Origin of the sequence: Anaerostipes sp. MSJ-23, assembly GCF_018918155.1 — a bacterium.
Lineage (GTDB): Bacteria > Bacillota > Clostridia > Lachnospirales > Lachnospiraceae > Anaerostipes.
Genome location: NZ_JAHLPY010000010.1, coordinates 24908 through 39837 on the forward strand (window position 1 = coordinate 24908; position 14930 = coordinate 39837).

Annotated in this window: 11 protein-coding genes; 1 reads left to right on the plus strand and 10 read right to left on the minus strand. The window is 35.6% G+C overall.

Going from position 1 to position 14930, the window contains the following annotated elements:
• Positions 1–4542 carry a glutamate synthase large subunit gene (gltB, locus tag KQI71_RS07760; protein WP_216435346.1) on the minus strand — a complete coding sequence of 1514 codons (4542 nt, stop codon included), beginning with the start codon at positions 4540–4542 and terminating at the stop codon, positions 1–3.
• Between the two features lie 211 nt (positions 4543–4753).
• On the opposite strand from gltB, the gene KQI71_RS07765 reads away from it, so the two are divergent.
• Positions 4754–6118: an MATE family efflux transporter gene (locus KQI71_RS07765; protein ID WP_216435347.1), complete on the plus strand. Its 1365-nt coding sequence runs from the start codon at positions 4754–4756 to the stop codon at positions 6116–6118.
• A 403-nt stretch (positions 6119–6521) separates the two neighbouring features.
• Here KQI71_RS07765 and queC read toward each other — a convergent pair whose 3' ends face one another.
• The 9 genes from queC to KQI71_RS07810 all read right to left on the minus strand — a co-directional run bounded on the left by queC (position 6522) and on the right by KQI71_RS07810 (position 14917).
• Positions 6522–7184, minus strand: a complete 663-nt coding sequence (gene queC, locus KQI71_RS07770; protein WP_216435348.1) for a 7-cyano-7-deazaguanine synthase QueC — start codon at positions 7182–7184, stop codon at positions 6522–6524.
• Between the two features lie 12 nt (positions 7185–7196).
• Entirely contained in the window at positions 7197–7784 is a 588-nt protein-coding gene (folE, locus tag KQI71_RS07775) for a GTP cyclohydrolase I FolE (RefSeq protein ID WP_216435349.1), read from the minus strand.
• Positions 7785–7799: 15 nt separating this feature from the next.
• Positions 7800–8465 (minus strand): putative 7-carboxy-7-deazaguanine synthase QueE, encoded by a 666-nt coding sequence (gene queE / locus KQI71_RS07780; RefSeq protein ID WP_216435350.1) that lies wholly within the window; start codon positions 8463–8465, stop codon positions 7800–7802.
• A gap of 1 nt (position 8466) precedes the next feature.
• Entirely contained in the window at positions 8467–8886 is a 420-nt protein-coding gene (gene queD / locus KQI71_RS07785) for a 6-carboxytetrahydropterin synthase QueD (RefSeq protein ID WP_216435351.1), read from the minus strand.
• Between the two features lie 218 nt (positions 8887–9104).
• A complete protein-coding gene (locus tag KQI71_RS07790; protein ID WP_216435352.1) occupies positions 9105–11054 on the minus strand; it encodes a PTS fructose transporter subunit IIABC in 1950 nt (649 codons plus the stop codon).
• A gap of 249 nt (positions 11055–11303) precedes the next feature.
• On the minus strand, positions 11304–11996 hold the full coding sequence (locus tag KQI71_RS07795; RefSeq protein ID WP_216435353.1) for a cytochrome c biogenesis CcdA family protein: 693 nt from the start codon (positions 11994–11996) through the stop codon (positions 11304–11306).
• A gap of 121 nt (positions 11997–12117) precedes the next feature.
• Entirely contained in the window at positions 12118–13167 is a 1050-nt protein-coding gene (rsmH, locus tag KQI71_RS07800; RefSeq protein ID WP_216435354.1) for a 16S rRNA (cytosine(1402)-N(4))-methyltransferase RsmH, read from the minus strand.
• 98 nt (positions 13168–13265) lie between these two features.
• Positions 13266–14039, minus strand: a complete 774-nt coding sequence (locus KQI71_RS07805; protein ID WP_216435355.1) for an ABC transporter ATP-binding protein — start codon at positions 14037–14039, stop codon at positions 13266–13268.
• Positions 14036–14917, minus strand: a complete 882-nt coding sequence (locus KQI71_RS07810; protein ID WP_216435356.1) for an ABC transporter permease — start codon at positions 14915–14917, stop codon at positions 14036–14038. The genes KQI71_RS07805 and KQI71_RS07810 overlap by 4 nt, the downstream gene beginning before the upstream one ends.
• Positions 14918–14930 lie beyond the last annotated feature (13 nt).

Here is a 14930-nt window from a genome sequence, read left to right on the forward strand (position 1 = left end):
CTATTTCTGTCCATTTGCATTCATATAAAATGCTTCCATCTGTGCCTGTTCACTACTCAATCCACGTTCTTCCATCTGTACGATCAAATTCAGCATCTTCTTATAGTCATTTGGCATAATTTTCTTGAATTTTGGTAGATAATCTCCAAAGTTTTTCAAAATTTCTTTACCTTTTTCAGAATTAGTATATGCTACATGTTCTTTCAGCATATCTTTTACTTCCATAACATCATACTTGGAGGTTACTGTTTCAATGGAAACCATTTCTTTATTCAAATTCATATAAAGTTTACTGTCTTCATCCAATACATAGGCAATTCCACCGCTCATTCCAGCTGCAAAGTTCTTTCCTGTTGGTCCAAGAACGAGAACACGTCCACCAGTCATATATTCACATCCATGATCTCCAACACCTTCAACAACTGCAGTTGCTCCTGAGTTTCTTACACAGAATCTTTCTCCCGCAATACCATTGATATATACCTTTCCGCTTGTAGCACCATACAATGCAACGTTACCAACAATGATATTATCTTCTGGTTTGAATTTCACTCCTTTTGGAGGGAAGACAACTAATTTTCCTCCAGAAAGACCTTTTCCAAAATAGTCATTACTGTCACCAACAAGCTGAAGAGTAAGTCCTTTTGGAATAAAGGCTCCAAAACTTTGACCTCCGGCACCATTACATTTAACTGTATAAGTGTCATCTTCCAATGCTTTTTCTCCCCATGTTCTTGTAATTTCTGCACCAAAAATTGTTCCAAATGTACGATCAATATTTGTAACATCAACCTCAATACTCTTCTTTTGTTTCTTTTCAAGAGCTGGTTTTAATTCTTTTAATAAAACATTCACATCTTTTGTTTGATTTAATTTAAAATCATATACATTTTTATGATAATAGTCCATTTTTTCAGGTTTTTCCTGGGCGTTGTAAAGAATTCTTGACAGATCCACATGTTTTTCTTTCGCAACTTCGTTTGGTCTTAATAAATCTGTACGTCCAACTAATTCATCTAAAGTTGCTACACCAAGTTTTGCCATATATTCTCTTAATTCTTGTGCAATAAAACGCATAAAGTTTACAACATATTCCGGTTTTCCTTTAAAACGTTTACGAAGCTCAGGATTTTGTGTTGCCACACCAACTGGACAAGTATCCAGATTACAAACTCTCATCATCACACATCCAAGTGTTACAAGTGGTGCTGTAGCAAATCCAAATTCTTCTGCACCAAGCATTGCTGCAATCGCTACATCTCTTCCGCTCATTAGTTTACCATCTGTTTCCAGAATAACTTTATTACGAAGGTCATTCTGAATCAGATTCTGATGTGCTTCAGCAAGTCCAAGTTCCCAAGGAAGCCCTGCGTTATAAATAGAGTTTCTAGGTGCTGCACCTGTACCACCATCATATCCTGAAATCAGAATTACTTGTGCACCCGCTTTTGCAACACCAGATGCAACCGTTCCAACGCCAGCTTCTGAAACTAATTTTACGGAAATTCTTGCATTCATATTTGCATTTTTGCAATCATAAATCAACTGTGCTAAATCTTCAATAGAATAAATATCATGATGTGGTGGTGGTGAAATCAAACCAACCCCGGCAGTTGAATGACGCGTTTTTGCAATCCAAGGATAAACTTTCTTTCCTGGAAGATGTCCACCTTCTCCAGGTTTTGCTCCCTGTGCCATTTTAATCTGAATTTCTTTTGCACTTACCAGATATTCACTTGTTACACCAAAACGACCAGATGCAACCTGTTTAATTGCTGAACAACGATTTAGTCCATCTCTTCCAATCTTTAAACGTTCCGGACGTTCTCCACCTTCTCCACTGTTTGACTTACCACCAAGCATATTCATGGCAATTGCAAGTGTTTCATGAGCTTCTCCAGAAATAGATCCATAAGACATAGCTCCAGTCTTAAAACGTTTCACGATAGAATCAACACTTTCGACCTTTTCGATTGGAATTCCTTTCTTCGGATAATTAAATTCCATTAATCCTCTTAAATTTCCAGGTTCCAGTTCCTGATCAATCATGTGCGTGTATTGTTTAAATAGTTCATAACTTCCGGTTCTTGCTGCAACTTGAAGCGTATGGATTGTTCTTGGGTTGTACAAATGCTGTTCTTTTCCGCTTCTATATTTATGACTTCCAGCACTTTCCAATGTTAAATCATTTTCCAGTCCTAATGGATCAAAGGCAGAACCATGTCTTGCATCAACATCAGCTTCTAGATCTTTCAAAGAAATTCCTTCAACTCTGCTGACTGTATTTGTAAAATATTTATTTACAACATCAGAATTAATTCCGATTGCTTCGAAAATCTGAGATCCCTGATAAGACTGTAAAGTAGAAATACCCATTTTAGAAGCAATTTTTACAATTCCATGTAAAACTGCATTTGTATAATCATCTACTGCAGCATAATAATCTTTGTGAAGTAAATTATCATCAATTAACTTCTGAATACTTTGCAATGCCAGATATGGATTGACTGCACAAGCACCATATCCAAGCAATGTAGCAAAATGATGCACCTCTCTTGGTTCTCCACTTTCAAGAATCAAAGCTACCGATGTACGCTTCTTTGTTTTAATTAGATGCTGATGCATTGCAGAAACAGCTAATAAACTAGGAATCGCCACATGGTTTTCATCAACACCACGGTCTGATAAGATAATAATATTTGCTCCATCGCGGTATGCACGATCAGCTTCTACAAACAAACGATCGAGGGCTTTTTCCATAGAAGTATTTTTATAGTAAATAATCGGAAGTTCTACTACCTTAAATCCGCTCTTATTCATTGTCTTAATCTTTAACAGGTCTGTATCTGTAAGAATTGGATTATGTACTTTCAGCACACGACAGTTTTCCGGTTTTTCATCTAAAATATTTCCTTCTTTTCCAACATAAATTGTTGTAGAAGTTACAAGTTCCTCACGAATTGCATCAATTGGTGGGTTTGTTACCTGTGCAAATAACTGTTTAAAATAGTTAAATAACGGTTGATGTCTCTTAGATAATACAGCCAAAGGTGTATCTGTCCCCATCGCTGCAATTGCTTCTGCACCGTTTAATGCCATAGGCTGAATGGATGTCTTAATTTCTTCATAAGTATAACCAAAAGCCTTCATCAATTTTTCACGTTCTTCATTTCCATAAGAAGGTACTGGCTGATTTGGAATCTTTAAGTCTTTTAATTCCAAAAGATTACTATCCAGCCATTCTCCATAAGGCTCTTTTTCTGCATATTTTTCTTTTACGATATCATCAGCAATTACTTTTCCCTGAACTGTATCGACAAGCAGCATTTTTCCAGGACGAAGTCTTTCTTTTACAACAATTTTTGTTGGATCAATATCAAGAACACCAATTTCAGAAGAAAGAATCAACTGATCATCATCCGTAATATAATATCTAGAAGGTCGAAGACCATTACGGTCAAGGACTGCTCCTACCTGATCACCATCTGTAAATAAAATAGATGCAGGTCCATCCCATGGTTCCATCATTGTTGCGTAGTATTGATAAAAATCTTTCTTTTCTTGAGAAATGACTTTATTGTTTTCCCATGGTTCTGGAATCGTAATCATCACTGCATGTGGAAGATCCATTCCGCTCATAACAAGGAATTCCAATGTATTATCAAGTCTTGCTGAATCAGAACCATTTGGATTTACAACAGGAATCAATTTATGCATCTCATCTTTGAGATATTCAGATTCCATATTTTCTTCACGGGCAAGCATTTTATCCGCATTTCCACGAATAGTATTAATCTCTCCATTATGTACAATAAAGCGATATGGATGTGCTTTTTCCCAACTAGGTGTTGTATTTGTACTAAATCTTGAATGCACAATGGCAATCGCTGACTCATAATTTGGATTCTGAAGATCTTTAAAGAATGTACGCAACTGTCCAACAAGGAACATACCTTTGTATACAATCGTACGGCTTGATAAAGAAACAACATAAGATTCTTCATTACTTTGCTCAAATACTTTTCGTGCAATATATAATTTACGGTCAAAATCAAGACCTTTATTTACATTTTCCGGTTTTTCAACAAATCCCTGAAGGATACGAGGCATGCATTCAATAGCCTTTCTTCCAAGAACTTCTGGACAATTTGGAACCTCACGCCATCCAAGGAAGTGCATCCCTTCTTTTTCAACAATAATTTCAAACATCTTCTTTGCCTGTTGAAGTCTTAATTCATCATTTGGAAAGAAAAACATACCAATTCCGTATTCTCTTTCTCCTCCAATTGGAATCTTTGCTTCCTTACAGGCAGTTTCAAAAAACTTATGGGAAATCTGTAGCATAATACCAACACCGTCTCCGGTTTCTCCTGCTGCATCTTTACCAGCTCTATGTTCCAATGTCTCAACAATTTTTAAAGCATTATCGACTGTCTGATGATCTTTTGTACCTTTGATGTTGACGCAGGCACCAATTCCACAGTTATCATGTTCGAAACTTGGCTCATATAGTCCCGGCTTCTGATTCATCTGATTCGTCATATTTCTTCTTCCTTTCGTCAATTCTCATTCTTGTTGTGTTTTATAATACCGAACTTTGTCTCCTTTGTAAAGAAAAAAATTCTTAAGTTTTCTGATAATATGATAATTAGTATTTATTAATAAAATAATCAGATTATTTATCCTTTTCTTGTCTTCCCTTTTCTTTTATATTATAATTTTCTTAGGATAAGACTATATTAAGGAGATTTTTATGAAACAAATGAAAAACAAAAACCCTCTAGGTACCGACAAAATTGGTACCCTTTTATTGCGCTTTGCAATTCCGAGCATTATTGCTATGTTGGTCAGTGCCCTCTATAATATGGTTGACCAATTTTTCATTGGCCGAAGTGTTGGAATGCTAGGAAATGCGGCTACAAACGTTGCTTTTCCACTTGTGATTACTTGTACTGCAATCGCTTTAATGTGTGGTATTGGAGGCGCAGCAAATTTTAATCTTTGTATGGGTGGAAATGAAAAAGAAAACGCTGCAAAATTTGCAGGAAATGCAATTACAATGTTATTTTCCCTTGGACTATTTTTATGCATCATTACCAAAATCTTTTTAAAACCTATGATGCTTTTATTTGGAGCAACACCAGATGTATTAAATTATTCCTTAACTTATACTGGAATTACTTCGTTTGGTTTTCCATTTTTAATTCTTACAACCGGAGGCACAAACCTTATAAGAGCTGATGGAAGTCCAAAATTTTCCATGGCTTGTACTTTAACCGGAGCCATTATTAACACAATCCTTGATCCACTTTTTATTTTTGGATTGCATTTGGGAATTGCCGGTGCCGCATGGGCAACTGTTGTTGGACAAATTATTTCCGGACTCATGGTCATTGGATATCTTAGACACTTTAAAACCGTAAAACTTACCAAATCTTTATTAAAACCACATAGTGTTTACTGCAAAAAAATTATATCCCTTGGAATGGCTCCATTTTTTAATCAAGTTTCACTAATGATTGTTCAGATTGTTATGAATAATGTTTTAATTCACTATGGTGCGCACTCCTCTTATGGAAGTGATATTCCTCTTGCATGTGCCGGAATTATCACGAAAATCAATATGATTTTCTTTTCTATTAATATTGGTATTTCTCAAGGATTACAACCGATTATTAGTTTTAATTATGGTGCCAAAAAATTTCATCGCGTTAAAGAAGCTTATTTAAAAGCTGCTATTGCTGCAACCATTATTAGTACAGTTTCTTTCTTATGCTTTCAACTATTCCCAAGACAGATCATAGGTATCTTCGGATCAGAAAGCGAAGCTTATTTCCAATTTGCTGAGAAGTTTTTCCGTATTTTCCTATTTTGTACTTTTATCAATGGCTTACAGCCAATTACTGCAAACTTTTTTACAGCAATCGGAAAAGCAAGTCGCGGTATTTTTCTATCGTTAACCAGACAGGTGATCTTCTTACTTCCATTGATGATCCTTCTCCCAATTTTTATGGGAATCGATGGTGTTATGTATAGCGCACCTATAGCTGATGCAATCGCAGCAATTTGTGCCATCACATTTGCAGCATATGAATTGAAATCCTTTTCGAAGAAATAAAGATCAAAAAAGTAGCCTTTGAAACTATTGATATGATACCTCTAAAGTAGACAGATAAAATAACCAAATCTGTTTCTTTGGAGGTTATTTTTATATCTAAATCATCTCATATACCTAAATTCAGAGTAAAGATATTACAAGAGTATCTCAATGGCGTCGGTTTGTTCCGATAAAATATCATATTGGAGTTTCAACACTTCGAAAAGAAATTAATACATGGAACTCCTGCTTTTATATCTGAAAAACGAAAAGAAATTATTACATACTGTGTTAACCATAATCACAATTACAAAGAAACCGCAGATATTTATGACGTAAATTTATTCCTGAATAAAGAAAAATGTATGCATAGAAAAAAGTGCCTGCACATCCAGCAGATATGCAGACACTTTTTTGAACCTTTTTATTTTTTTCTAATTTTCAAATATTCCTGAAGTCCTCTATTTCGAAGTTTACATGCTGGACAATGCCCACATCCATCTCCCATAACTCCATTATAACATGTCAGTGTCTCATTTCGAATAATATCAAAAACACCAAGACGGTCAGCCATTGCCCATGTCTCTTTTTTATCAATCCACATCATTGGTGTGATTACTTCAAATTCATAATCCATTGCAAGCGTCAATGTTGTTTCTAAAGAGGAAATAAAGACATGACGACAATCTGGATATCCACTAAAATCACTTTGTGATACTCCTGTTACAAGCACATGAATTCCTCTTTGTTTTGCAAAGACAGCTGCAAATGTAAGAAAGAGCATATTTCTTCCATCTACAAAAGTATTTGGTGTTCCTTCTTGTGGAGCTTCATGATCTACTTCCATATCTACTCTCGTTAAAGAATTTGGAGCCAATTGATTTAAAAGCTCCATATCTAAAATATGATGTTCGATTCCATGTTCTTTACAAATTTTCTTTGCACATTCCAATTCTAATGAATGTCGCTGTCCATAATTAAATGATAATGCGATAACTTCTTCGTATTTTTGTTTTGCCCAGAAAAGACATGTTGTACTGTCCTGCCCACCGCTGAATACAACAACAGCTTTCGTTGGTTTTGCCATAACTTTCCTCCTCTATTTTCCTGCCTGCATTAAGAAATGCCATTTTAATGTATCATCTGTCTCAAATTTTCCACGTAATGTCGTTGTAACTGTTTTAGCATTATTCTTTTTAATTCCACGCGCACTCATACAACTATGACACCCTTCAATATAAACAGCTACATCTTTACAGTTTGCAACTTCCATGATAATTTCTGCAATATCACTTCCGATACGTTCCTGAAGCTGTAATCGTTTTCCAACCATATCACAAATTCTTGCAATTTTACTCAGCCCAAGAACCTTTCCGTTTGGAAGATAAGCTACCGAAACTTTCATATCATACATTAATGCCATATGATGTTCACAATAACTAAAAATATCAATATCTTTTACGACTACCATATCTCTATGTTTTTTTACTTCCAGATCATCTTCAAATGTTTTATCAAACATCTGTGCAATTTCATGATTTGTATAATTCATGCCTTCAAAAACTTCTTCATACATTCTTGCTACACGATCCGGGGTCTCTTTTAATCCTTCTCTATCTGGATTATCTCCTAAAGCAACTAAAATTCCTCTAATATGTTCTTTTATTGCCTCTTTATCGATTGCCATAATTTTTTCTTCCTCCTACACTCCGGTTTGTTCCGGATCCCAGACTACCTTATGAATCTGGATTTGAAATCTTACCTTATTTAAATGTTCTTCTTTCATATACTCTACAATCTCTTCTGGTTGAATTTTCCCAAAAACTGGACTAAAATAAACGATTGCACGTTGACACAGAGAAAAACGATCTATGATTTCTTTGGCACGCACTAAATCTTCCTTGCTCCCAATGACAAATTTTACAACATCCCATGGCTTTAACTGTTCCATATTCTCAAGACACATAGCTTCTTCCATATGACTGGACGGAAGCTTATAGTCCATTGTCATAGTCAGCCTAGCATCTCTTTCTTTAAATGGACGAATCGGAACGCTCCCATTGGTTTCAATTTCAAGTTCCACCGGTTCCATCAGAATGCTTCCAATCAACTCCTGAATATTTTCATCAAGTAAAGGCTCTCCACCTGTCAATGTAACTAATTCCACGCCAGACTCTAGGATTCGATCTGTAATCTGTTTCGCAGTCAATAATTCACATTTTGCTTTTTTTTCGTTCGCCCATTTTGTATCACAATAAGAGCAGGAAAGATTACAACCTTTTAATCGAATAAACATAGCAAGACGACCTGCCTTTTTTCCTTCTCCATTAATACTTACAAACGTCTCAACAACCTGAAACTTTTCCATCTTACTCACCATATCCCGCCATATTATTTGGAGTCTCGTATACATTTACCAGACCAACCTCATATCCAAGACTTTTAATCCTATAAAAGAAATATTTTGCAAAATTTTCCGCTGTCGGGCGAAATTCCACTTCGATCATACGAAAATGTTCTTCTTTCAAAGCTTCCATTGTCTTTTCTCTTAAAGTTCCTTTTTCTATGATCAAACAATGATCAAACTCATCTGCCAAAGTTTTTACATCCTTTTTTAATTGTCCAAAATCAACAATCATTCCTCTTGTCTGTCCACACTCTTCTAATGTCTCACTTTTTACACTTACTTCAAGTTTCCAGCGATGCCCGTGGAGATTGCTACATTTTCCATCATATCCAGACAGAAAATGCGCAGAATCAAATGATGCCTGTGTTGTTAACTGATACATAGTTGTTTTTCCTTCCTCTATACTAAAATACATGAAAAAGGATACAGATTACGCACCTGTACCCTGAAATTCTAATCTTTCAAGTCCTAGTTTTTTTTATAGACAGGATGGTACGAATGAACTGTCTGTTTTCCAACTTGTAACATTATAGCATTGTTTTTATGAAATAGCAAACAGAGATTGCATAAAATGCAATCTCTGTAAATAATGAGTCATATTTATTTTTTCAATGGTTTCTTTGTAAAAGACATAATCAGCATTCCAATGACTGCTCCAATCGCTACCGATAAGATGTACTGTAATGGATTTGTAATAACACCGATAACAAAGATTCCACCATGAGGTGCCGGAAGTCCACAGTGGAACGCCATAGATAACGCTCCTGCGACTGCTGATCCAATAATACATGGAGGTAAAATATGAATTGGATCACCGGCTGCAAATGGGATAGCACCTTCTGTAATGAAAGATAATCCCATTACATAGTTTACAACCCCTGATTTTCTTTCATTTTCTGTAAAACGGTTCTTAAAGAATGTTGTACATAATGCAATCGCAAGAGGAGGTACCATACCACCAGCCATAACAGCTGCCATAATTGCATATTGCTCTGCACCTGCATTTGCTACTGTTAACTGCGCTGTACCGAAAACATAAGCAGCTTTATTGAATGGACCACCCATATCAACAGACATCATTCCACCAAGAATTGCACCAAGAAGGATTGAACTTGTTCCGCTCATTGAAGAAAGGAAATTATTTAATCCTGTATTAATCGCACCAACAATTGGGTTAATTGCGATCATAATGATTCCCATAATCAAAATACCACATACGGGATAAAGAAGAATTGGCTTTAATCCTTCCAGTGCACTTGGAAGCTTATCAAAAAGCTTTCTTAATAATACAATAATATATCCACCAATAAATCCTGCAAGCAACGCACCGATAAATCCGGATGAAATTGCTTTTGAAGAATCATAGGACATAATATTAGCAAATGTATAACCACCGTTTGCCAGTGCTCCACCAACAAAACCAACAGCAAGTCCTGGACGGTCTGCAATACTCATTGCAATAAATCCTGCAAGGATTGGAAGCATAAATCCAAAGGCCTGCTCACCGATGGTCTTTAATGTTGCCGCAAGAGGTGTATTTTTACCAAAGTTTGCTGGGTTAATTGCTTGATTATCAAACAGGAATGCTAATGCGATCAAAATACCACCGCCAATAACGAACGGAAGCATATGTGATACACCATTCATCAAATGTTTATAAATCTGACGTCCAACACTTTCTCCTTCTCCCTGTTCTTCTTCCTGTGCAGCTCCAGAATGATGATACGTTGGAGCTTTTCCATCAAGAATTGTCTGGATCAATTCTTGAGGTTTATTAATTCCATCTGCAACTTTTGTCTGGAGCACTTGTTTTCCATCAAAACGTGCCATTTCGACATTTTTATCTGCTGCAACGATAATTCCATCACAATGTTCAATTTCTTCTTTTGTCAGTATATTTTTTGCACCACCAGAGCCATTGGTTTCTGCCTTTAATGCAATTCCCATCTCTTTTGCTTTGTTTTCCAAAGATTCTGCGGCCATAAAGGTATGCGCAATTCCTGTCGGACATGCAGTAACAGCCAATACCCGGTATCCATCCTTTATTGTTTTTTCTGGCTGTTCTTCTTTTTTCTCTGCCTCTTCTGGGAATTTTTCAGTTTCTTTTTCATCAATCAATTTCAGATATTCTTCTTTTGTTGTTGCTTTTAAAAGTTTTTCTTTAAAAACAGGGTCCATTAAAATTGTTGATAATCTTGCCAATGCTTCCAAATGAACATCGCTTCCTTCCGCAGGCGCAGCGATCATAAAGAATACATCGGATGGTTCTCCATCCATTGCTTCATAATCTACCCCATCTGGAACAGTCATAGATGCAAGTCCTGCTTTCGTAACTGCTTTGTTTTTGGCATGTGGAATCGCGATTCCTCCACCAATTCCAGTTGTTCCTGTTGCTTCTCTGGCAAGGATTCCCTTTTTATATTCCTCTCGATCGGAAATATTTCCACCCTTCACCATCAAGTCAACCAAATGATCAATTGCTTCTTCTTTGCTGCTTACTTTTACGCCAAGGTCAATTGTGACATCTTGCAATAATTCTGTAATTCGCATACAACATGATCCTCCTTTTCTTGTTATAAATCATTCAAAATCAGTCATTCTCCATTCTGATTTTGATTGTTTCTCTTCCTTTTTCTTAAATTATAGCACTATTTCAGTCAAAGTCAATCATTTTTAGTCATTTTTAATCATTTTGTTGTTTTGCAAAAAAATGAAAAGATGTACAAGAATTTTTTTTCATTTTTCTTGTACATCTTTTCATTTATTAACATTTTATTCTGTTTTAAAAGGCTTTTAAAATCAATCTCCAAGTAACATATAAATTCCAATGACCAACATTAAAATACCAAGAATTCCTTTAAAAATCTTTGCAGTCAAATTAGCCGCACTACTTTCATCCAAGCGATTGGCAAATCCAACAGATGTTCCTGCAAGTACAATAATAATTCCATGTCCGATGGAATAACAAAGCAATAAAATAATTCCAAGAAGAAAATTACCGCTCTGCGTTGCAATCGCAAGCAACATGATAATGACTGGTGCTGCACAATGAGAAGAAAAAATCCCACCAATCATTCCGACAAAAAAAGCACCAATAAATCCTTTTTTCCCATGACCACCAACTCCATGAACATGAGGGATAAGATGAATGACTCCCCACATCTGCAAGGCCATTAAAATCATCAAAATTCCTAATATAATATGAAGAATCTCTGAATGTCCAATCATATGACCAAGCGCAGACGCCAGAAATCCAAGACAAATAAAGGTTACAGCAGCTCCTACTGCAAAAGTAATAGATAATAGGAGAGCTTTTTTGTTATCTTCAATCTCCTCTCCATCTGCCGTCACATACCCTGTAATTAATGGAATATTTGATAATCCACATGGTGTTAGGGATGTAAAAAGTCCCGCTGCCAGGGCGAAAAACGGTCCAATCCATAGATTTCCCTGAATCATCTGAATAATGTTTTTTGCAAGTGTTTCTAACATAATATAATCCGCCTTCTTTTATTTTAATTTTAGACTCTAAAGGTTTATTTTACTCATTTTCAAAACAATATGCAACTATTATCTAATGTATTCTAATGAAATCTTTTATCATTTTCTATTTCTATGCTCGAATCGCCCAACGCATTTTTGTTGATTTTGCGCGTCCATTTCTTGCACACTCTTCTTTTGAAGGGCGAATAACGTCTTTTGCTACATCGCTATAAATTCCAGATTTCTTTCCATCTTTAAATGCATGTTTAACAAGACGATCTTCCCCTGAATGGAATGTAAGAATTGCCACACGTCCTCCTTTTGCTAACGCTTCTGGAAGCTTTTCAAGAAATTCTTCTAGCACTTCAAATTCACTGTTTACATCAATACGTAAAGCTTGAAATGTTCTTTGGCAGGATTTTTTTACAGCTTCTTTTCTTTCTTTTTCCGACAAAAAAGAAAGTGCCTTTTCTATCACATTTTTAAGATCTGTCGTTGTCTTAATTTTTTGTCCACGTTTCATCACTGATATTGCTTCTTTTGCAATTTGTTTGGCATAAGGTTCATCTGAATTCTCAATAAGCATTCCTTCAAATTCTGCCTTTGTAATATCTTCTAAACGCTCTGCTGCCGAAATTCCCTTTTCTGGATTTAACCTCAAATCCAGTGGACCTTCAAATTTATAAGAAAAACCACGCTCTGGATTATCAATCTGCATAGAGGATACCCCAAGATCTGCTAAAATAAAATCAAATGGACCATGTTCTTTTGCTACCTGATCAATATTTGCAAAATTTGTATGGATAATACTTAAAACATCTTCGCCAAATCCAGCCTCATGCAATCGTTTTTCCGTCTTTACTGATTCAATTGGATCCACATCCAGCGCATAAATATGCCCTTTCCCTTGAAGTCTTTCCAACATTTTTCTTGTATGACCGCCATATCCAAGCGTAGCGTCTAATCCTTTTTGTCCTGGTTTAATATCAAAAAAATCAAGAATCTCTTTGACGCAAATAGAAAGATGCATTCCAGCCGGAGTGCTTCCCTTGCTAATGACTTTTTGAATCGTATCTCCATATTTTTCTGGGTTTAATTCTTTATATTTTTCCTCAAATCGTCTTGGATGTGTCCCTCTATAACGTACTCGACGTTTATGTTTCTTTTCTTGTTGTTCCATTGTATAACCTCTTTTCTTTCTTAATTTATATTTTATGAAGAATTTCTAGGAAAGAAAAAAACAGAGCCTCTTTGTACAAAGACCCTGTCTTGTTTTTTCTAATTTCCTGTCTCAATACTAATTTGATTGAACTGATCAAGAAGATCATCTACGACAAGATTTGCCTTTTCTTCTCCTGCCTTATCGACAATCGCATGTCCTTGATGCATCATAATCAGACGATTTCCATATTCAACAGCATAACGAAGATTATGTGTGACCATAATTGTTGTCAATTTCTTTTCCTTCACAACTTTTCCTGTCAATTCCATAATTAATTCCGCTGTTTTTGGATCCAATGCAGCAGTATGTTCATCAAGAATCAAAAATTCAATCGGTGCCATCGTTGTCATCAACAGTGCCATTGCTTGACGTTGCCCTCCAGAAAGTGCTCCAACTTTACTCCCCATCATATCTTCCAGGCCAAGACCAAGTTGACTTAATAGCTCTCGATAATAATCTTTTCTTTTTTTATTTGTTCCAAAACTAAGACCGAAACTCTTTCCTTTATTATCCGCTAATGACATATTCTCAAGAATGGTCATAGAAGGACAAGTACCCATTGCTGGATTTTGATAAACACGCCCAATTTTTCTCTGACGAATAAATTCCTTTTGATGTGTAATGTCTTCTCCATTTAAAGTAATTGTTCCATCTTCGACCTCAAGACTCCCACATATAAGATTTAACAAAGAAGTTTTCCCAGATCCATTACTTCCAATAACTGAAATAAAATCGCCATCATTGATTGTCAAATTAAAATCTTTAAATAGACAAACTTCATTTACCGTTCCAATATTATAATATTTATCAATATGTTTTAATTCAATCATGATTTTTTCACCTTCTTCTTACGGTCCATACTGACAACCAAAATGATTAAAAACAGTGCCGCAGTAATTAGTTTTAAATCCGTTGCAGGTAAACCAACTTCAATGGCAATAGCCACGCAGGCTTTATAAATAACCGAACCTATTACAACAGCCGTTGTTGCCTTAAAAAATTTTCCTTTAAAAACGTTTGTTCCAATAATAACACTTGCAAGTCCGATTACAATCGTTCCAGTTCCCATAGAAATTTCAAAAAATCTTTGTTGCTGACACATAACACTTCCTGCCAAAGAAACAAGTCCATTGGAAATAGCAAGTCCCACAATTTTTACAAACCCACTATCCTTTGCAAGAGAAGTAACAATCGTTGGATTATCACCAACTGCACGAAGCAGGTATCCAGATTTTGTTTTTAAATACAAATCAAGTAATACCTTTGCAATCACCATAACAATAAAAATAATGATGACAGTCTTATAAGGTGATAAAAATGTTGGGAAAATTCCATTGATAAAATCATTATCAAAAATAGATTTGTAATTAAATAATGGAACATTATTCTGGCCAACAATTCTTAAATTTAATGTATAAAGCCCTGTCATGACGATAATTCCCGATAAAAGGTCTCTAACTTTAAATTTCACATGGATAATACCGGTAACCATTCCAGCCAAGGCTCCTGCTGCTGTTGAAGCAAGCAATGCTAAAATTGGATTTTTCCCAGACGAGAGTATAATAGTCGTAACCGCTGCTCCCAATGGGAAAGTACTATCTACTGATAAGTCTGGAAAATCCAATATTTTATAAGTAATGTATACGCCAAGCGCCATAATTGCATAGATAAATCCCTGCTCAAATACGCCAATGATTAATTGTTCCATAATTTTTTACATC